General features: G+C 52.1%; 14 protein-coding genes. 10 read left to right on the forward strand and 4 right to left on the reverse strand.

Features of this window, described 5'->3' with window-relative positions:
- Positions 1-49 precede the first annotated feature (49 nt).
- The 5 genes from AACH44_RS03670 (at position 50) to AACH44_RS03690 (ending at position 8,123) form a co-directional block, all read left to right on the forward strand.
- Positions 50-1,837, forward strand: coding sequence for a TolC family protein (locus AACH44_RS03670; protein WP_261847200.1), 1,788 nt, complete (start codon positions 50-52; stop codon positions 1,835-1,837).
- Entirely contained in the window at positions 1,837-2,592 is a 756-nt protein-coding gene (locus tag AACH44_RS03675) for an efflux RND transporter periplasmic adaptor subunit (protein ID WP_261847201.1), read from the forward strand. The genes AACH44_RS03670 and AACH44_RS03675 overlap by 1 nt, the downstream gene beginning before the upstream one ends.
- On the forward strand, positions 2,589-3,947 hold the full coding sequence (locus tag AACH44_RS03680) for an efflux RND transporter periplasmic adaptor subunit (RefSeq protein ID WP_338659508.1): 1,359 nt from the start codon (positions 2,589-2,591) through the stop codon (positions 3,945-3,947). Before AACH44_RS03675 ends, AACH44_RS03680 begins: the two co-directional genes overlap by 4 nt.
- Positions 3,948-3,949: 2 nt before the next feature.
- Entirely contained in the window at positions 3,950-6,079 is a 2,130-nt protein-coding gene (locus tag AACH44_RS03685; protein ID WP_338659509.1) for an HlyD family efflux transporter periplasmic adaptor subunit, read from the forward strand.
- 328 nt (positions 6,080-6,407) lie between these two features.
- Positions 6,408-8,123 (forward strand): polysaccharide lyase family protein, encoded by a 1,716-nt coding sequence (locus tag AACH44_RS03690; protein WP_261847204.1) that lies wholly within the window; start codon positions 6,408-6,410, stop codon positions 8,121-8,123.
- A gap of 53 nt (positions 8,124-8,176) precedes the next feature.
- Here AACH44_RS03690 and AACH44_RS03695 read toward each other — a convergent pair whose 3' ends face one another.
- From AACH44_RS03695 to acs, 4 genes are all read right to left on the reverse strand, one after another.
- Positions 8,177-9,085, reverse strand: a complete 909-nt coding sequence (locus AACH44_RS03695; protein WP_261847205.1) for an Rpn family recombination-promoting nuclease/putative transposase — start codon at positions 9,083-9,085, stop codon at positions 8,177-8,179.
- A gap of 180 nt (positions 9,086-9,265) precedes the next feature.
- A complete protein-coding gene (gene actP / locus AACH44_RS03700) occupies positions 9,266-10,924 on the reverse strand; it encodes a cation/acetate symporter ActP (RefSeq protein ID WP_261847206.1) in 1,659 nt (552 codons plus the stop codon).
- Positions 10,921-11,232: a DUF485 domain-containing protein gene (locus AACH44_RS03705; RefSeq protein WP_107170383.1), complete on the reverse strand. Its 312-nt coding sequence runs from the start codon at positions 11,230-11,232 to the stop codon at positions 10,921-10,923. Before AACH44_RS03705 ends, actP begins: the two co-directional genes overlap by 4 nt.
- 125 nt (positions 11,233-11,357) lie before the next feature.
- On the reverse strand, positions 11,358-13,319 hold the full coding sequence (acs, locus tag AACH44_RS03710; protein WP_261847207.1) for an acetate--CoA ligase: 1,962 nt from the start codon (positions 13,317-13,319) through the stop codon (positions 11,358-11,360).
- An 899-nt stretch (positions 13,320-14,218) separates the two neighbouring features.
- Between acs and AACH44_RS03715 the strand changes: the two genes are divergently transcribed.
- The 5 genes from AACH44_RS03715 (at position 14,219) to AACH44_RS03735 (ending at position 20,521) form a co-directional block, all read left to right on the forward strand.
- On the forward strand, positions 14,219-14,611 hold the full coding sequence (locus AACH44_RS03715; RefSeq protein WP_261847208.1) for a transcriptional regulator: 393 nt from the start codon (positions 14,219-14,221) through the stop codon (positions 14,609-14,611).
- A gap of 718 nt (positions 14,612-15,329) precedes the next feature.
- Entirely contained in the window at positions 15,330-17,699 is a 2,370-nt protein-coding gene (locus tag AACH44_RS03720) for a TonB-dependent siderophore receptor (protein WP_261847209.1), read from the forward strand.
- Between the two features lie 172 nt (positions 17,700-17,871).
- A complete protein-coding gene (locus tag AACH44_RS03725; RefSeq protein ID WP_261847210.1) occupies positions 17,872-18,396 on the forward strand; it encodes a sigma-70 family RNA polymerase sigma factor in 525 nt (174 codons plus the stop codon).
- Positions 18,393-19,328, forward strand: a complete 936-nt coding sequence (locus tag AACH44_RS03730) for a FecR domain-containing protein (RefSeq protein WP_261847211.1) — start codon at positions 18,393-18,395, stop codon at positions 19,326-19,328. The genes AACH44_RS03725 and AACH44_RS03730 overlap by 4 nt, the downstream gene beginning before the upstream one ends.
- A 182-nt stretch (positions 19,329-19,510) precedes the next feature.
- Positions 19,511-20,521 (forward strand): AI-2E family transporter, encoded by a 1,011-nt coding sequence (locus tag AACH44_RS03735; RefSeq protein WP_261847212.1) that lies wholly within the window; start codon positions 19,511-19,513, stop codon positions 20,519-20,521.
- Positions 20,522-20,680 lie beyond the last annotated feature (159 nt).

Genomic DNA, 20,680 nt, shown 5'->3' on the forward strand with positions numbered 1-20,680 from the left:
CGCCTGCAAGAGGAAGGGAACAAACAAATAGAAGATGGGGAGAACCCGGGTGAATCAGCACATAGCGCATTTCTGGGATAGCCAGCAACACGACAGTCAGCAGCAGAACGTTCAACACGAGGCTATACCACGCACCGCAGGTTCCCGAGCGTTACGGATCGCAGTGACCCTCGCCTGTCTGGGGTTGGCTGGCTGCGCCGTCAAACCAGAACCGGTTACGGTCGAGCAGCAGGTTGCACAGGCATTGAGTGACAGAACGCAGATGTTCGCTAATCAGGAGCCGGTACGCGGCACGATTACGCTGGATGAGGCGATTGCCCGTGCGCTGAAATATAACCTGCAACAGCGGGTTGCGCTGATGGAACAGGCAATGGAAGATGACCTGTTAGGCGTACAGAATCTGGATATGCTGTTACCGAAACTGACCGCCCGCGCCGGGTTGCAAACTCGCGATAATGTGGCAGGCTCTAGCAGCCAATCGGTCACCACAGGGCGACAATCTCTGGAAGCTTCCACCAGTCAGGATCAGACCCAGCGCACTGCCGATCTGACGATGAGCTGGAACGTGCTGGATTTCGGTATCAGCTATTTCAATGCCAAAGTACAGGCGAACAAATCGCTGGCAGCGGAAGAGCGTCGTCGTCGCGTGGTGGCGGATATTACCCGTCAGGTGCGGACCGCTTATTGGGAAGCGGCAACGGCACAGCGGTTGCAGCCGGAAGTAACGACTGCGCTGACGCAGGCGCGTCAGGCGCTGGAATATGCGCGTCAGACCGAACAACAGCGTCTGCTGGCACCGGTTGAGGCACTGCGTTTCCAGAAAAACATGCTGGAGATGGTGCGCCAGTTGGAAATCGTCGACAGCGATCTGGTGGTGGCAAAATCTCGTTTGGCGGCGCTGATGAACCTGCCGCCGTCCAGCAAGTACGATGTCGTCGTGCCGAGCGAAAGCAGTCTGGTCGCACCGAAGATGGCTTACTCGCTCGACGATCTGGAAAACTTCTCGATGGTGAAACGCCCGGAAGTACGCGAAGAAAGCTATCTGGCACGTAATAGCGTACTGGAAACCCGTAAATCACTGCTGCGTCTGTTGCCGGGCGTGTCGCTGTTTGCTGGTATCAATGGCGACAGCAACAGCTATCTGGTCAATCACCAGTGGGCGAATGCGGGCGTTCAGGTCAGCGGCAACCTGCTGAACGTGCTGTCATGGTCATCGGTGAAACGTGCCGGACAGGCGAATGAAGATCTGGCGGAAGTTCGTCGTCAGGCGCTGCGCATGGCGGTGTTGACTCAGGTGAATGTCGCGTGGCAGGAGTATCAACAGAGCACGCAGATGTTCGGTCGCTATCAGGAACTGGCGCGGATTCAGCGCGGCATCCTCAATCAGACTACGCTCAGCGTACAGCATCGTGCCGAAACGCAGATGGAACAGGTGCGCGTCAGCACGGAAACCATTCTGACTACCCGCGCACGCGATCGCAGCTTTGCCGATGTGCAGAACGCATTGGGCGCAGTGTATCAGGCCGCAGGTCTGGACGTGCTGCCGGATAACGTGAACGATGTCAGCCTGGCGGCGCTGAGTAACTCGATTGCCCGCACTACGGGGAGTCTTGAAAAAGGCGGCGTTGCGGTACCGCGTCTGTCCTTGGCAACACCTGCTACGCCTGCCACCACGACGGCTTCTACCGCGCCAACATCGTCAACCGCTGCACCAGTGACGAAACCTATCGTGCCCGCAGCCGTTACGCCTGCGGCTAACGCGGGCAAACCTTACCGCGTGGTGAATACGGATATGTGGGATAACCTGCAATCTCTACAGGCGGGAGGCTCGCGTTAATGGCTGTCGGCATCATGCGTCCGCTGTTGCTGGTCAGTGCGTTAAGTCTGCCCCTCTGGGGGCAGGCTGCGACGCAGGGCGATATTCGCGTGCAGCTTAGCGCACAGCGCTATACCGTGTTGTCCAGCGAAATTGCCGGGAAAGTGACGGATATTGCAGTAAAAGAAGGCGAACACTTCAAACAGGGTGACACGCTACTCACGTTTGACTGCACCGTGCTGCGCGAAAAACTGAACTACTCAAACGCGGCAGAGAATGCTGCTCGTAAGAAACTGGCGATTGCCGATCGGTTGGATAAACTCAATTCGATCAGCCTGTCTGATGTCGATCAGGCACGATCGTCGGTGTCGATGGCGCAGGCCGAAAGCGGCGTCAATCGCGCCATGCTGCAACGCTGTGCTATTAAAGCGCCGTTCTCTGGCCGCGTAACGGAAACCAAGGTGAAGCGTTGGGAATCGGTGCCGGAAGGCAAAGAACTGCTGGCGATCTATGATGACAGCGCATTCGAGCTGGAAATGATCGTGCCGTCGCGCTGGCTGGTGTGGTTAAAGCAGGGCAGCGCTTTTCAGGTCACGCTGGATGAAACTGGCCTGAGCTATCCGGCTGAAATCAGCCGTCTCTCGTCGGCTATCGACCCGGTTAGTCAGTCGGTAAAAGTCTTTGGTCGGATTACCCAATCCACCGCCGGATTGCTGCCGGGGATGAGCGGTGTGGCGCAAATTGTGCCGCCTGATGCAGGCAGCGTGTCGCCATGACCGCTCGAAACACCACGACAGCAGCGCAAACCGAACAGGATACCCGGCTGGTGCTGCTGGCTGAGTTGTTACAGTTGCAGAGCCGCGCCAGAGCGCGAGAAACGCTGGATGAACTGGCGTTTTTCATCGTCAATGAAACACACAATCTGGTGAAATATCGTCAGGCGCTGTTGTGGGATAGTGATAAACGGCGTTTGCAGGCGGCCTCTGGGCTGGCTTCGATCGATCATAACGCGCCGTTTTGCACCGAATTTAGTCGCCTGTGCCACCAGTGGCAGGAAGACGGTCGTCAAACGCAGGCGCTCAGTTTTCAGGATCTACCCACGGACGATCGTCAATTGTGGCAGGAGCATCTGCCGGAATTTTTACTCTGGCTACCGCTTCGTTTAGCGCAGGGCGATACGCCGCTGGTGCTGGTGTTAGCACGGGACAGCGCGTGGCTGCCTGCCGAGATTGTGCTGCTGGAAAAATTGGCGGAAGCGTATGCCCATGCGTGGGCGAGTTTGCAGAAACAACGTCGGCGGCAGACGAATACCAGCCCGAAGAAGCGTCGTTTGATTCTGGCCGGGATCGTGGCGCTGGCGCTGATCTTATTGATCCCGGTTCGACAGTCGGTGCTGGCTCCGGCGGAGATTGTCGCGCATCGTCCGGTGATGGTACGCGCCCCTGTAGCGGGTGTGGTGGATGATATTCTGGTTCGTCCCAATCAAGCCGTTAGCGCTAATCAACCGCTGGTGCGACTGGATGTGCGCGAACTGGAAAATCGGTTGGAATCCGCGCGACAGGCTTTTGCGACTGCCGATGCCCAGTACCGTCAGGCACAGCAACAGGCGTTGTTTGATGCCAACAGCAAGGCCAGTCTGGCCGTGCTGCAAAGCCGCCGCGAGCAGGCGCAGAGCGACATGGATTTTCTGCAACGTCAGCAGGAACGTATGCAGCTTGTTTCCCCGCGTGACGGTGTGGCGATCCTTGATGATGCCAGTGACTGGATTGGGCGCTCGGTAGCGGTAGGCGAACGTATCATGATGATCGCCGATCCACATGATGTGGAGTTGGAAATCCAATTGCCTGCGACAGATGCGATTGCGCTGGAAAATGGCGCGGATGTACGTCTGTTCCTCAATGTGGCACCGAACTCAGCACAGGAAGCGCGGCTTGAACAGATCGGTTATCGCGCTGCACCAATGCCGGATAATGTGATGGCCTATCGGCTGCGCGCGCGTTTTACGCAGGATGATCCACAGCAGCGCGTGGGTCTGAAAGGCACGGCCAAGCTATACGGAGAGCGCACCGTGCTGTTTGTTTACCTGCTGCGTAAACCGCTGGCCTCCCTGCGCGTCTGGCTGGGCGTGTAACGATGGCTGGAAGTCCTACACCTGCCGCTGGGCTTAGTCCGTTGCGCGATGAACTGATTCTCCACGCCGGGCCAGCTAACCGCGACGGATCGCCCAGTTGGACGCTGGAAGATCCGCTGCGCGGCCTCTATTTTCGTATCGGCTGGGCAGAAATGGCGATGCTATCGCGCTGGTCGATGGAGAATGCCGCGCAGATCGTCGCCGAGGTTAACCAAACTTCTGCGTTGACGCTGGATGACAGCGATGTGCAGTATTTCAACCGCTTTTTGCAGGCTAACAGCCTGACGCGGGTTTCCGGCGATGAGGCGCTGGCGCAGTTTACTCGTCAGGTGGAACAGTCGCGTGTCTCGATTTGGCGCAAGCTACTAAAGAACTATCTGTTTTTCCGCATTCCCTTATGGCATCCAGATCGCTTTCTGGGCGCGACGCTGCCGTGGATTAAGCCCTTTTTCAGTCCTATTTTTCTCAAATTGACGCTGCTGGTGGCCGTGTTGGGGCTCTTCCTCGCCGGACGCCAGTGGGAAACCTTCAAACATACTTTTCTGCATTTCTTCACGCTGGAAGGGGCGGCGCTGGCAGGTCTGACGCTGTGCTTTACTAAGATTTTGCATGAGTTCGGTCACGCCTACACCTGCAAGCGTTTTGGTGCGCGGGTCGCCACCATGGGCGTCGCGTTTCTGGTGATGATGCCAGTGCTGTACACCGATACGTCCGGTTCGTGGAAGCTCACCCGCCGCCGACAGCGGATGGCGATTGGTGCAGCGGGTATGATGACCGAACTGGCGTTGGCGGCATGGGCAACGCTGGCATGGAGCTTCTTGCCGGACGGCATGCTGCGCAGTGCTGCGTTTATGCTGGCGACGACAACCTGGATCATGACGCTGGCGATTAACCTCAGCCCGTTGATGCGCTTCGACGGCTATTTCCTGCTTTCTGATGGGCTACAGGTGCCAAATCTGCAAAATCGAGGCTTTGCTATCGGACGTTGGCAGATGCGGGAATGGCTGTTCGGTTTGGGCGATGCGCCGCCGGAGCACTTTCCCCGTTGGCTACAACGCACGCTGGTGGGTTATGCCTTTGCGGTGTGGATATACCGTTTCTTTCTGTTTACCGGTATCGCGATTCTGGTTTACCACATGGCGTTCAAGTTATTAGGAATGCTGCTTTTCGCGATTGAAATCGGCTACTTCGTGGTGATGCCCGTGGTGAATGAAGTACGCGAATGGAGTAAACGCCGTAAGGATTACCGTATGAACCGTAACATGACGACAACGCTGGCCGTAAGCGCCGTGGTTCTGCTTTTGCTGATAATTCCCTGGCAGCGCAGTGTGTACGCACCGGCGCTGCTGCGGGCGGAACAGCAAAGCAGCCTGTATATGCCCGTACCTGCGATGATTCAGCGCATTGAGGTGGAGGTCGGTCAGCCTGTGCACGCCGGGCAGACGCTGTTTACGCTGTCGTCTGACGCATTGGTGCATGAACGGCAACAGCTTGAACGCCAGATTGCCACATTGAGCTGGCAAAGCACGTTTCAGGTATTCAACAAAGAAGCCGCGGGCGATCACCAACGGGTGAAGCAGGAGCACGACGCGGCGCTACAAAAGTTGCAGGTATTGCAGCGCCAGTCTGAACAACTGACGGTGCGTGCGCCGATAGACGGTGTAGTGGCCGATATGGCAACACCGCTGGATACGGGCGAATGGCTGGGGCAGGGCGAATGGCTGGCGGTGGTGACCAAACCAACCGGCGGACTGGTAGAAGCCTTTGTGTCGGAGAAAGACTGGCAGCGGCTCAGCACGGGCACAAAAGGCACGTTTTATTTACAGGATGTCAGTCGTTCGTCGCTGCCGCTCACGATTGTGGAAATCGCCAGTACGGCGACCCGCGATCTGAATGCGGCACCAGAGCTTGCCTCGGTGTATGGTGGTGATATTGCCACGCTGAGTGATTCACAGCGCAAGCTGCACCCTGAGCAGGCCGTGTATCGTGTATTGCTCAGCTTGCCTGCCGATTATCGTGCTCAGCCGCAAGTGCTGCGCGGCACGGTGGTGATGGATGGTGAGGCGCAAAGCTTGTTGATTCGCGGCTGGAAAGTGGTGTCTGCTGTGCTGATCCGCGAGCTGTCATTCTGAGTAGTTTTGATTTCTGCGATGTCGATCCTGACTTTCTTCCCGCTATTGCCAGATTCTTGTTGTTGCTGGCAGTGGCGTGAAGGAGGGCGCTTATCTCCTCGATTATGTTGTTCCTGATGTTTCTATCCTATCTATTTAAAATGGCAGGAATTTTTAGATATCTCAGGCTACACCCAATGCCAGATATTAGGGGAAACACGGTGATGAGGTTCCCGCAGGGATGCCTCGCACCGTGGTAGCCCCGTGTATCTCGATATTGCAGCGGCTGTGGCCTGAACGGATGCGATAAACGTTTCTGTCTAACCAGTGGAACACAAGAGGGCTGACTGTGAAGCGATCTGTCTTGTTGTTGGTGGGAGCCATGCTGGCACCCTATGGCTATAGTGCGCAGGATAATGCCGTGTCGTTATCCGTTTCGGGTTTGAATACCGTGCTGGATAATGGCTTGCTGAAAGTCACATTCGGTGAGGATGGCAGTGCGGTGAGCATGGTGACGGGGGGTAAAAATATTGTCACCAACCTGTCCGGTGCGGCGCGTGACCCGAGCAAAACCCGTAGTGCTTACCTCGACTATTACGTTAAAGGCGTCAAAGATTTTGTCCCCGAGCGCGTAGAGGTGCTGCGCAACGATCGTGAGATGGCGCATGTGGCCTATATTGACGATCGCGGCGGACTGCTAAAGCTCGAATACCACTTGATTATGCGGCGCGGCGTGAGTGGGCTTTATAGCTATGTGGTGGCCGAAAATAGCGGAAGTCAGAATGTTAACGTCAGTGAACTGCGCAACGTTTATCGCTTCGATCCTGCGCGGTTAGACCACCTCTACAGCGGTGTTCGTCAGGGCAAACCGCTGCTTTATCGTCAGCTTGAGGCTTCGCCAAAGGTGCAGGATGAAACCTGGAGATTGCCGGATGGCAGCATCTATTCCAAATATGATTTCGCTGGCTACATGCGTGCCGCGCCTTTCTGGGGCGTTTTCGGTAACGGTGTCGGCGCGTGGCTGATTCACGGCAATCGGGAATATTTCTCCGGCGATGCGCTCAAGCAGGATTTACTGGTGCATCAGGATGCGATCATTCTGAACTATATGACAGGTTCACACTTTGGCACGCCGGATATGAAAGCCCCGCCGGGCTGGAAAAAATTCTACGGGCCGTGGCTGCTGTACATTAACCAAGGCGATACCGAGCAAATGCTGGCGGATGCACAGCGTCAGGCGCTGACGGAAACGGTCAACTGGCCATACAAGTGGGTGGATGATGCTCGCTATGCGCTCAAGCGCACACAGGTGAGCGGACGCGTTGCCAGCCAGCAGCCCGTCACCGTCGTGCTTTCATCGTCATTGGATGAGCCGTTTGATGTGCAAACCCGTGGTTATTCGTATCAGGCAACGACAGACTCGCAGGGACATTTTACGATCCCATACGTCCGTCCGGGTAATTACCATCTGGCGGTATACGCTAATAGCGGTACGCAGCCGGGGATTTTGGCAGAGCAAACATTATCCGTTTCCGGTGATAAGCAAGCGCTGCCAGTGATAACGCTGCCTAAAGCTGAACCCATTGTCTGGGCGATTGGACAGGCAAATCGGCAGGCGAGCGAATTCCGTTTTGGTCATGAGGCACGTAACACCCGCTGGCAGCATGAGGTTCCGGCAACTCTGACGTTTGATATTGGCCGCAGCGACTATCAGCGTGACTGGTATTATGCGCAGACCAAACTGGGAAAATGGGATATCCGTTTTGTTTTACGGCCGGAGAAGAAAACCTATTTCCTCAACATCGCGCTGGCGGCGACCAGTAACAGCGGCATGAGTGAACCGACCACACCGCAACTGGCGGTAATAGTAAACGGCAGGACGTTGGAAACGCTGACTTACGAGAACGATAAAGCCATCTATCGTGGCGCGCTACAGAGTGGTCGCTATCACGTTGCTCGTATCCCCGTATCATCCGGTTTCCTAAAAAACGGTAACAACACCATCACACTGCAATTAAAAGGCGGCAGTGTGATGTATGACGTGGTGACGTTAAGCGAAGAATAAATTCAGTTTCAGTAACATGAAGAGAGTGGGCAGGGATAGCCCACGATAAAAAATTATTTCTGTTCGCTGTGGAGCAGTTGTGCCATTTCTTCATCGGATAGCTGGGTAACGCGCTGAACTAATTCCTGCTCCATCTCACTTTGCAGCAACTGGCGGGCGATGTTTAGTGCGCTGGCCTTCATCCCTTCTTGTTTTCCTTCCTGCATCCCCTGCTCAAATCCCCTTTGGTGTAATTGTTGTGCAATGGTCATTGTGTCCTCCTTATGCGTTGACAGGGGCTCAGCCACTGAATCAATGAACCTGTCTATGTCAGATGTATTGCCCACTTTCGCAACGTACAGTAATAACGCGTGCCGCAGTGGCAAAGACAGGTTCCAGTGTTCAAATAATAGCCCGATGTCGTGTGCCAATTCCAGCATATCCCGTGTTCTGATGTGTTTCTGCACGAGCTCCAGCAGTGCGGCACGACGGTGCGTTTTGATCTCTTCATCTTGAATGACGGTCAGGTCTATCAGTGGAAAGGCATGGTGGTAAACCTGTTCCGCCAGCATTGGATCGGTGAAATGATCCAGCCACTGCATACTATACGGATAAGGGCTGCGTTTGCCGTGATAGAACAAGAGTGGAATAACCACGGGTAACGACGGATGTCCTTGAGATAAATGCTGTTGCATCGCATCAAGGCAATAACGTAATAGCCGGAAAGCCATGAGCTTGTCGGGGCGGCTTTGATGCTCTATGACGCAATAGATATATCCAGAACCAGAGCGAGTTTGCAGTGAGTACAGCATGTCTGACAGACGAGAACGTAATGTGTTTTCGATAAACGATGCAGACTCCAACTGCAATGTACTGAAATCGCACTGCTGCTGAATAGCCGTTGGCAAATGGGCGGCAAGAAAATCTCTGGCGATATCAATATCGCTTAAGAACTGTTTGAAGATGGCATCGTGAGGCTGCATCGCATCCTTCCCTGTGATGTGTATGCCGTTACCATAGCGAATCGCGCAGCGCTGGAAAGCGTACGGGTTACTATTGGGAATCCGCCCCGCAAAAAATCGCAGGAGCGATTTTCAACAACGCAAAGCGTTGGGTTCCAAATAAGAACTGGCCCGTATTTCGCGGGCCAGAGAGAAGGGAAATTAGTGGGAACTGCCTTTTGATGCGCCGACGCCGGTTTGTGAGCGGACAAACTGTGCATGGAAGCGTGCGCGTTCCTGCTGTCCGGCTTCGGAACGATCGGTGATGGAGAAGAACCAGATACCGATAAATGCGACCAGCATGGAGAATAGCGCTGGATAGTCATAGGGATAAATTGGCGTGGCGTGGCCGAGGATTTTCACCCAGATCGTGGGTCCCAATATCATCAAAATGACGGCGGTCAACAGACCCGCCCAACCGCCAATCATCGCCCCGCGTGTGGTCAGCTTCGACCAGTACATGGAGATGATAATGATCGGGAAGTTACAGCTGGCAGCGATAGAGAACGCCAGCCCGACCATGAAGGCGATGTTCTGATTCTCAAACAGGATACCGAGCGAAATCGCCACGACACCCAGCACCAGTACGGTGATTTTCGAGACTTTCAGCTCATCGCGTTCCGTCGCTTTCCCTTTCTTGATCACGTTAGAGTAGAGATCGTGGGACACGGCAGAGGCACCTGCCAGCGTCAGCCCAGCAACGACGGCCAGAATGGTGGCAAAGGCCACGGCGGAGATAAAGCCGAGGAAGAAGTTGCCGCCGACGGCATCGGCTAAATGCACTGCCGCCATATTATTCCCGCCGATGAGCGCACCTGTCGCATCCTTAAACGCCGGATTGCCGCTGACCAACAGGATGGCTCCAAAGCCGATGATGAAGGTAAGGAAGTAGAAATAGCCCATGAACCCCGTGGCGTATAACACGCTTTTCCGTGCTTCCTTAGCATCGCTGACGGTGAAGAAGCGCATCAGAATATGCGGCAAACCAGCCGTACCGAACATCAGACCCAACCCAAGAGACAAGGCGGATATGGGGTCGGAAACCAGTCCACCGGGGCTCATGATCGATGCCCCTTTCGGGTGAACGTCTATCGCCTGTTTGAACAGTTCGTTAAAGCTGAACCCTACGGATTTCATTACCATGACGGCCATGAAGGTAGCACCGAATAGCAGCAGGACGGCTTTAATAATTTGTACCCATGTGGTGGCGAGCATGCCGCCAAACATGACGTACATCACCATCAGAATGCCAACCAGCACCACGGCGACATGGTAGTTGAGGCCGAACAGCAGCTCTATAAGTTTCCCCGCACCGACCATCTGTGCGATGAGGTACAACGCCACAACCACCAGCGAACCGCAGGCGGAGAGGCTGCGGATCGGGCGCTGTTGCAAACGGTAGGACGCGACGTCCGCAAAGGTGTAGCGCCCGAGGTTGCGCAGCCGCTCTGCGATCAGGAACAGGATAATCGGCCAGCCGACCAAAAAGCCGAGGGAATAGATCAGACCGTCGTAACCGGAGGTATAGACCAGTGCGGAAATACCGAGAAAGGATGCCGCTGACATGTAGTCGCCCGCAATCGCTAGCCCGTTCTGGAAGCCCGTGATATTGCCGCCAGCCGTATAATAATCGCTACGTGAGCGGGTTTTCTTCGATGCCCAATAGGTGATATACAGCGTGCCGCCGACGAATAGCAGAAACATCACGATGGCCTGAATATTCAACGGCTGGCGCTGGACATCTCCCGTGAGGGCATCTGCCGCCCACGCAAGCACTGGCAGCATCAACAGTCCGAACAGCATCATAAAGCGTATTTTCATTGCTTTACCTCATCCAGTAACTGCTTGGTCAGACGATCAAATTCACCGTTAGCGCGATACACATAGACGCCAGTCAGAATGAAGGAAATCGCAATCAATCCCACACCAATCGGAATGCCGCGGGTAATGCTGGAGCCAGGGCTGATAGGTGTTCCCAGCCAGCCAGGGGCAAAGGCAATGAGCAGAATAAAGCCGACATAAAGCACCAGCATGATCAGCGAGAGAAAAGCAGCGAAACGCTGCCGCTTATTGACCAGTTCTCTGAATAAGGGGTTACTTTCAATCCGTTGATAAATGGCATCATTCATCGTAAGTCTCCAGTAATCTGTAGGGTTGAGTGCTACCGCGACGTCACCGCCTGATTTATCGCCAGCCGCATCCCCGCAAGCCACGTCATGGCTTACGGGAATGAAGAGAGCGGTGGGTCAGGTCGTTATTGAGAGGCGGTACTCATGGCCTGCTTTTCTTCGAGCAGTTTTTCGACGACGCCAGGATCGGCCAGCGTTGAGGTATCCCCCAGATTGCTGGTGTCACCGGCGGCGATCTTACGCAAAATACGACGCATGATTTTGCCGGATCGCGTTTTGGGTAAGGAGTCTGTCCAATGTAGGATGTCCGGCGTGGCAATGGGGCCAATTTCTTTACGCACCCAGTTGCGCACTTCCGTATACAGTTCACTGGACGGCTCTTCGCCGTGGTTTAGTGTGATGTAGGCATAAATGGCCTGCCCTTTCATATGATGTGGGATGCCGACTACGGCTGCTTCGGCAATCTTGGGGTGGGCAACGAGCGCCGATTCGATTTCCGCCGTCCCCAGACGGTGTCCAGAAACGTTCAGCACGTCGTCAACGCGGCCGGTGATCCAGTAATAGCCATCCTCGTCACGGCGTGCGCCGTCGCCGCTGAAGTACATGCCTTTAAAGGTGGAGAAGTAGGTTTGCTCGAAGCGATCGTGATCGCCAAACAGGGTTCGTGCCTGACCCGGCCACGAATCCACGATCACCAGATTACCTTCGGCAGTGCCTGCCTGTGGGTTGCCGAGGTTGTCGACGAGCGCAGGCTGGACACCGAAAAATGGGCGCGTTGCGGAGCCCGCTTTCGCCTCGATCGCACCGGGGATCGGGGTGATCATGAAACCGCCCGTTTCCGTTTGCCACCAGGTGTCGACGATAGGGCATTTTCCATTGCCAATTTTGTTGAAATACCACTCCCAGGCTTCTGGGTTGATCGGCTCGCCGACGGAACCCATGATCCTGAGCGATTCACGCGATGTACCCTCGATCGCTTTATCACCTTCAGCCATCAGGGCGCGGATCGCGGTCGGTGCGGTATAGAGGATGTTGACCTGATGTTTATCGACCACTTGGGCCATACGGCGGGCATCAGGCCAGGTTGGCACACCTTCAAACATCAGCGTAATCGCCCCGCATGCCAGCGGGCCATAAAGCAGGTAGCTATGCCCCGTGACCCAACCGACGTCCGCCGTACACCAGTAGATGTCGCCGGGGTGGTAGTCGAAGACGTACTTGAAGGTCAGTGCAGCATAAACCAGATAGCCGCCAGTGGTGTGCAGTACGCCTTTGGGTTTACCGGTCGAACCTGACGTATAAAGGATAAAGAGAGGATCTTCCGCATTCATCTCTTCTGGCGGGCAATGGTCGTCTGCTTTTTCAACCAGATCGTGCCACCACAGATCGCGCCCCTCTTTCCATTCACCGATCTTTCCTGTACGACGGAAAACGATAACGTTGGAAATAGTGGTGACGTTGGGGTTCTTCAACGCCTCATCAATATTCTTCTTCAGCGGGATCACTCGTCCGGCGCGTATGCCTTCATCGGCAGTGATGACCAGCTTGGCGCTAGAATCGATGATACGCCCGGAAATTGCTTCGGGAGAGAAGCCTCCGAAGATTACCGAGTGAATCGCGCCGATTCTGGCACAGGCCAACATTGCCACAGCGGCTTCCGGCACCATCGGCATATAAATGGCAACGACATCACCTTTCTTGACGCCTTGTGACTTCAGTACATTGGCGAAGCGGCACACAGATTGGTGCAGTTCTCGATAGGTGACCTTCTTACTTTCTGTTGCGTCATCGCCTTCCCAGATAATGGCAGTTTGATCGCCACGCTCGGCCAGATGACGGTCCAGACAGTTTGCTGCCACATTAAGTGTCCCATCCTCAAACCAGCGAATACGGATGTGGCCAGGGTCGAATGAGGTGTTCTTAATCGTTTCATAGGGTTTGATCCAATCGACGATCTTTCCTTGTTCACCCCAAAAGGTGGCGGGATCGTCAACGGACAGCCGATACATATTTTCGTATTGCTGGGCATTTATCAGTGCATTTTTCACAATTGCAGCGGGAATGGCGTGTTTATTATGTTGTGTCATAGCGCTTCTCCTTAAACATGTTAATGCTATGTCAAATAATGGTTAATTGTAGTTAACCTGTTATCTTTGTTTCTTTTTTGCGCGATTGATCACGCAATGCAGGAAAAGCAATGAAATGTTACTTAAAAGATAGTCTTTTGGTTCAGAAAACAGGTTGCTTTTTTTCGGTAGCAAAAATGTGATAAGTGATGTGTGTCACAATATGAAAGTCAGTAGAATTATCCAGGTTGTTATAATGTCATTAACGATCAATTCATTGTTTTCAATAGATTATGTCTATCGTTATCAGGTTTTTGATCGCCCTTTACGATCAAATGGTATAAAGATCCTGCTTATTCAGCCGATAGTAAAAATCCTGTTCAGAGTATATTTCTACCTGAGTCTGCCAGTAGCGCGCTCAACGCTGTTCCATATGTTGATATTTTGTTTCATTTGTTAATTATATGTAGACTATTAATGAAATAGATTTATCTGATTATCAACGGGCAGATAAGTGTGAATAATCTACACTCTAGGAAGTTGCATAGGACAAATGCAGACCTCCTTAAAAAGAGTAAAGATGCCGCTCAGCAAGTTGCTGACAACAAAAAAAGCGAAATGTTATTTTTGTGCCTTATTCAGAAATATCCTGTTTCCAAAAATAAATAACAGATATATACCCAATATCACTGACGCTGAGTAAGGCGGCAGATGTTTGAGCCTTGGTAGCCTAAGAACATGTAAAGGGTTCTGGTTAGTGAATTCGCTTTCTTCATTAAGTGATTTCCTGGGGTAGGGAAGAACACGATTAATCCGGAAATTTTTTGTATTCCGGTAGGTTGATTGCTTATCAATGGTGCACCGTGAGGTCATGGTGTGCTGTGAGATATCTTTTTACATAGCATGATGCAGAGGAAACAATGAGTCTGATATTTGGCCGGAATGAGATTTTAGGCATGCTTTCTCAACCAGTTCAGAATGATCGGCGTGCTGTGGCAGTGATTGACGAGAAATGTAAAGTCGTCTGCGCAAATTCTGCCTTCAACGCCCATTTTGGATTGCGTGCTGAAATGAATACGCCCGTCTCAATTGATGATGTGCTACCTATCAATGTAAAGTTTGCTTATCACGATTTTATGACGAATGCGAATGTGTTGAGTACACGCGTGGTGTCGGATCTGTTGTCTGATGGCTTTACTAAAAAGCAACTGAGTACGCTGTCTTTTTCTAAGCTGAACGTTGAAAACCGGGTGCTTTCTTTGCTAATCCTGAACCAGGATACGGCTGAACCCTCAACAAATTTGGCTTCATAAGTTTGAAGAGTCGTAGATTATCTGGCTGGAAGAATAGACTCGCGTATTTTCCAGTGGGAAATAATAGCAAAAGAAAAACTGTTGTTATTAATAACGCCATTATTACGAATATAGGTGAATTTTATCAATAGCAAACGATTGCTTCCCTGCACGCGTTTACGGCCAGTAAAGCGATAAAACAGCAGCTATTTTCCTCGAATGGAGAATAAAGGCCTGCTTCATTAGTCAAAGTAATGTGAAAAACCAAGTTAAAATAAAGGGTTAACTATTTCATAGTATGTAGCATGCCTTTTTAAAATAAGCAGCGAAACGTTTCGATTTCATCCTGTTTTCCTCTCTATTCCCTTGAGCTTGTTCATGAATTATTCCTTTAAGCATCACTGTTTATTAAATACGAATCATAGGTTCTTAAAAACTTCTTCATTTTTAGCGTGTTGAACCCGAAATGGCGGTAAGTGACATAAGTAGACTCTCGTCTACTTGTTGATGTAATTAAGCTTATATAACCTTTCCGACCATGCAGTACATGTTGATGAGAATGACGTTATTTTTTTGCTAGCACAGGTATGGTTGACCAATATTGACAACGCGTTTCCGGTAATAATTTTATTCATAATCTATCATTTCAATTATTTTTCGATTTTTAGTTCCCTTTCTTGCCCGCTCAAGTGGCATAGCTTCTGAAAACAAGTGTTTCTTATGCGATAGGGGATAAATAATGGTCAAATTTCGTACCCACCTGTTGGCGCGTACTTTACGTGCCGGGGTACTTGGGGCATCGTTTGCCTCAGTGCTGCCAGTGGCAGCGGTCTATGCGGCATCTGCGGCATCTGTCCAACCATACGCGGTGTCATCTGGTCCGCTTAATCAGGTACTCAATCAATTTGCGCAACAGGCTGGGGTATTACTGTCTTACGATCCGGCATTAGTCGCGGGTAAACGTGGCGCGGGGTTACGGGGGGACTACAGCGTTGAGCAAGGTTTCCAGCAGATTCTTGGCAGCAGTGGCCTAAGTGCACAGTACAGCACCGATGGCAGTGTGACGTTAGTACAGCGTACGGCGAGTGAACCCGTGCCAGTTTCAGCGCCCATTACTGCTAAAAACGATCGGATCGTTGTCACCGCGCCACCAAATACTGCGATGAAGCTGGATGTGCCGATTTCAGAGACCCCCCGTGCGGTTTCGGTCGTAACAGAGCAGCAGATCGAAGAACGCGGTGCGCAAAAGATCGATCAGGCGTTGCGCTATAGCAGCGGTATTCTGGCAACGACATACGGGCCGGATAATAAAGCTGAATGGGTGACCATTCGTGGATTTAGCGATCAGTCCCGGTTCCAGAATGGCCTGGCTACGCTGAATGAAGATGGGTTCTATGGTCAGCAGATTGAGCCATTTGGCGTCGAGCGTATCGAAGTGCTGAAAGGCCCAGCTTCTGTTCTGTATGGGCAAAATCCACCGGGTGGCCTGGTTAACGTCATTACTAAACGACCTACGCGTTTGCCGCAGGGAAAAGTGGAGCTGGAATACGGCTCTAACGACTATCGCCATTTGGCCGTCGACAGTGCGGGTCCGTTAAACGATGACGGCTCAGTGCTGTACCGCGTTGTCGCGCTGGCGCGTGATACCTCGGGCGAGATGGATTTCTCGAAGAGCAAACGTTTCTATTTAGCGCCAAGCGTCACGTTCCTTGGAGAAAACACGGAGCTGACCGTGTTAGCCAGCTACATGGATACAAAGTCTGACACGACCAACGGCTTTAAGCTGCCGTACGGTACATTACATGGCACGCCGTTTGGCAAAGTGGGCTATAAAACGTCGCTGGGCGAGCCGGGTATCAATCGCCACGATACCCGACAGTTCAACCTGGGCTATGAGTTTACGCATCATCTGAACGATACCTGGACGTTCCATCAGAACCTGAATTACACCTATCTGAATTTGGATTTACGCAATGCTTATGCAATCGGTATGGTGGATGAACGCCGCGCCAGCCGCGGGCTGACCTACCGCGATGGCTTTGCGCAAAACTGGGCTACGGATAACCGTTTAGTGGGCGAATGGCAGTGGGAAAATATTGAAAATACCCTGTTGCTCGGTTTCGACTATCGCCGAGCCAATGCACAAAGCCGCGATGCGAACCTCTCCTCTTTTGGCCAACCTATTGACATCTTCAATCCGGTTTACGGCAACTATACGTCGCCTGACAGCCAACTGTTCGCTCACCGCTCTGGCCGTCATCAGACGGGTTACTATATTCAGAATCAGATCAAATATGATGAACGTTTGATCTTTTTATTGGGCGGACGTTACGACGTGGCGAAGTCTCGTGACCGTAATTTTTCATCAGGCGCGGATACTCGCACCGACGATACCAAATTTACCAAGACTGCTGGGGTAATGTACCTGTTTGATAACGGTATTTCTCCTTACATCAGTTACTCCGAATCCTTCCTGCCGGTATCGGGTCGTGATGGTTACCAGCGTCCTTATGTACCGGAAGAAGGCCAGCAGACGGAACTTGGTGTGAAATATACGCCGGAAGGTTTTAACGGCTATGCTTCTGCTGCCCTATTTAATCTGGAACAGAAAAACGTTAAAACGACAGATCCTAAAAACCCGAATTTGACTATTCAGGCGGGTGAAGCGCGTTCACGCGGCCTCGAACTGGAACTGAGCGGTGAGGTTTATCGCGGTCTGACGCTGACAGCAAACTACACATACAACGAAGTGGAGACGACCAAATCCGGTTCAGTGGGTGAGGTGGGAAAACGCCTACTGGGCCTGCCTGAACATATTGTGTCTGGTTGGGCAACTTATGCCTTTAATGGCACGCTGGAAGGGTTAAGTATTGGAAGCGGTGTGCGCTATGTGGGCAGCGCTTACGGTGATATTGCTAATACAGAGGATATGAAGGTTCCGGCCTATACGCTGTGGGATGCGATGATTGCCTATGATTTCAGTAAAGACTGGCGGTTGCAGGTTAATGCCACCAACCTGACAAACCGTGAGTATGTCAGCGCCTGTAACTATTGGTGCTACTACGGCGAAGGCCGTAACATCAATGCAAATATCAGCTATCGCTGGTAATCTTCCTTCTCGACTCTCACTGAAAGAAGCCCTCGGGCTTCTTTCTTGTTGCATGTACGCCATGCAGCGCCCTCCTTTTTACCGTAATCGGCACGATTGGCGTGAATAGTCGTTGACTTTGCTGTTAATGATAATGAAAATCATTTCATTGCTGTCACATTGAGCGAATACCGTGAAGAGTCCCGCTGCTGTTTGCCCCAATCAGCCTGAAACCTTAAGCGTTCAGCAAATTTACCATGACCACAATGCCTGGTTGCAGGCATGGTTACGTCGGCGTTTGGGGTGTTCACAGCAGGCGGCGGATTTGGCACAGGATACGTTTCTACGTTTGATCTATCAGCATCAGACCGATCGCATCCGTGAACCGCGCGCCTGGCTGACGACCGTAGCCCACGGGCTGATGGTGAACCACTGGCGACGCAAAGATATTGAGCATGCCTACCTTCAGGTGCTGGCAGAGCAGGAATTTACCTTTTCGCCCTCGTTGGAGCAGCAGGCTATGGTCGTTGATGCGTTGCTGGCTATAGAACAGATGCTGTCGACGTTGCCGGGTAAAGTGCGTCAGGCATTCTTGCTGGTGCATCTTGACGGCTTGACTTATCGACAGGTGGCTGAACAATTAGCCGTTTCCGAGCGGATGGTGAAAAAATATATGGCACAGGCAATGCTGAATTGTCTATTGTGTCAGGACTTATGATTTCCTCTATCCCGAAAGACGTTCTGTATGCCGCCGCTGAGTGGTATGCCACGCTGTATGACGAAAACTGTTCCGAACACGATCGTCATACATGGCAGCATTGGTTACATCAAGATGAATCCCATCGTCTTGCCTGGCAGCAGGTTGAACAGATTCATGCCCGCTTCCATACGGTAGATAGCCAACTAGCCTCCTCGGTGCTGAGTAAGCGCGGCGAAGAACGTCGGCGTATGCTCAAATTATTGGTGATTACCAGTATCACTGGTGGCATTGGCTTTAGTCTGCCGTGGGAAAGCTATGCGGCGGATTACCGAACTGGGACGGGAGAAACTCGTGAACTTAGCATCGAAAAGGGGATGACCCTCTGGCTCAATACAGACTCGGCATTGAATCAACAGGGCAATCCTGCGTTGTCTCAGCCGCTGACGTTTCAATTGATCAAAGGTGAGTTGATGTTGGATAACCAAACGCCCCATGCTGTCAGGTTGACCACGCCGCATGGCGATCTCGCTGCTGCGGCGCACTCCTGCCAATTGGCACTACGCTATACGTCCGCCCACTGCGTTCTTTCCGTTTTTCGCGGTGAGGTTTTGCTACAAACATCAGTACCCGCCGCGCCGCGCGTGACGGCAGGGCAGCAGGTTATCTTTACCCGTGACAAGTGCAGTGAGCCTGCGCCCGTTGAGAATTTCCGCCAGAGCTGGCGCAAAGGACAACTGGTGGCGGACAGTATGCCGCTAGGGCAATTCATCAATGAAATTTCCCGTTATCACAGTGGGTATTTTCATGTTGATTCTGCTGTGGTGAATCTACGGATTTCGGGTGTTTTTCCGCTACAAGAAACCGATCGCTTGCTTGATGCAGTGACACGGACGCTACCCGTGAAGGTGACAAGGCGTTTTTCCTGGTGGATTGATATCCGTCCGAGCTAAAACACCGCTGGCATTTCGCTGATAAAACACCAAAAATATCCCTCGTTTGTTATCTGGTTGGTTATCGCTCGCAGAATAGACATAAATCTAGCGCATATATATCAATCTGTTGATGCTGAAAAAGGCGTAGCATACTCCACAAAGGGTATTCTCGGCGTTGCCTCTTCATACAGGATGTCATCATGCAGTTACTGAATCTGAAACAAGCTCGCCTGCTGAGCTTTTTCTTTATCATGGGTGGCCTGTTTATATTGCTGCCTTTACGCTTGCTAGCCTGTTTTATTGCTGGCTTTTTGGTGTATGAAATTGTCAATTTGCTGACCCCCTATTTTCAACGGGTCATCAGCGGCAAACGCGCCCGCTGGATTGTGGTCGCAGTAATCAGCACGCTGGTTGTCAGTTTGCTGAGCCTATTGTTCGGCAGTTTGGTCGGGTTGTTGATGCAGGAAATGAAGGATACCGCTGCGTTCAACGTGCGTATTGGTTATATCCTCAATGATATCCAGCAGCAGATAGTCCACTACTTACCGGGATATTTGCCAGTCAGTATCGAAGAGCTTCAGCATGAGTTGCTGCAATGGGTTCAGGCGCACATTGTGATGTTGCAGAACATGGGGAAAAGCTTCCTGCATGGGTTTGTGACAATGCTCATCGGTATGGTACTTGGGGCGATTGTCTCGCTTTATAACGTCGATCAGGATACGGAAAAACCACTACTAAAAGCGGAGTTGATGCGCCGGGTTTCACTGTTGTCGGCATCGTTTCGCAACATTGTTTTTGCTCAGGTAAAAATCTCTGTGGTTAACACGACCCTGTCTGCCATTTTTATTCTTGGCGCTCTGCCGCTATGCGGTATCCATCTGCCGTTTGCCAAAACGCTGGTAGTGCTCACCTTTGTGTTTGGCCTGCTGCCGGTGATTGGCAACTTGATCTCTAATTCGATCGTTTTTCTGTCTGGCTTATCCCTTTCGTTGCCGATCGCGTTGGTTGCGCTGGTGTATTTGATGCTGATTCACAAGCTAGAGTATTTCCTGAATGCACAAATTGTCGGGACGAGGATCAAAGCACACGCGTGGGAAATTCTACTGGCGATGCTGGTATTTGAAGCGGCATTTGGTTTGTCCGGTGTGATTGCAGCCCCGATATACTACGCTTACCTGAAAAGCGAATTGAAAGAAGCCTCGTTGATTTGATCCTGCATTTTGGCAGGCGATTGATGCGATCGTCTGCCATATCCTGTCTGCTCTGTTAATCAAAATACGAAGCTCTAAATAAATCAGCCCAATACGAGATTGGGCTGATTGTTTTTAGTTGATGATAACTTTTAGTTGATGCCAGTTTTCAATCGATGC

Source organism: Pectobacterium araliae (assembly GCF_037076465.1).
In the GTDB taxonomy this organism is placed as follows: Bacteria; Pseudomonadota; Gammaproteobacteria; order Enterobacterales; family Enterobacteriaceae; genus Pectobacterium; species Pectobacterium araliae.

What these genes read in the sequence shown, in the direction of transcription:
- AACH44_RS03695 (WP_261847205.1), bottom strand. Translation starts at nt 9,085, where the DNA reads ATGCAGCCTCACGATGCCATCTTCAAACAGTTCTTAAGCGATATTGAT.
- AACH44_RS03685 (WP_338659509.1), top strand. Translation starts at nt 3,950, where the DNA reads ATGGCTGGAAGTCCTACACCTGCCGCTGGGCTTAGTCCGTTGCGCGAT.
- AACH44_RS03705 (WP_107170383.1), bottom strand. Translation starts at nt 11,232, where the DNA reads ATGAATGATGCCATTTATCAACGGATTGAAAGTAACCCCTTATTCAGA.
- AACH44_RS03675 (WP_261847201.1), top strand. Translation starts at nt 1,837, where the DNA reads ATGGCTGTCGGCATCATGCGTCCGCTGTTGCTGGTCAGTGCGTTAAGT.
- AACH44_RS03680 (WP_338659508.1), top strand. Translation starts at nt 2,589, where the DNA reads ATGACCGCTCGAAACACCACGACAGCAGCGCAAACCGAACAGGATACC.
- AACH44_RS03720 (WP_261847209.1), top strand. Translation starts at nt 15,330, where the DNA reads ATGGTCAAATTTCGTACCCACCTGTTGGCGCGTACTTTACGTGCCGGG.
- AACH44_RS03735 (WP_261847212.1), top strand. Translation starts at nt 19,511, where the DNA reads ATGCAGTTACTGAATCTGAAACAAGCTCGCCTGCTGAGCTTTTTCTTT.
- AACH44_RS03730 (WP_261847211.1), top strand. Translation starts at nt 18,393, where the DNA reads ATGATTTCCTCTATCCCGAAAGACGTTCTGTATGCCGCCGCTGAGTGG.
- AACH44_RS03715 (WP_261847208.1), top strand. Translation starts at nt 14,219, where the DNA reads ATGAGTCTGATATTTGGCCGGAATGAGATTTTAGGCATGCTTTCTCAA.
- acs (WP_261847207.1), bottom strand. Translation starts at nt 13,319, where the DNA reads ATGACACAACATAATAAACACGCCATTCCCGCTGCAATTGTGAAAAAT.
- actP (WP_261847206.1), bottom strand. Translation starts at nt 10,924, where the DNA reads ATGAAAATACGCTTTATGATGCTGTTCGGACTGTTGATGCTGCCAGTG.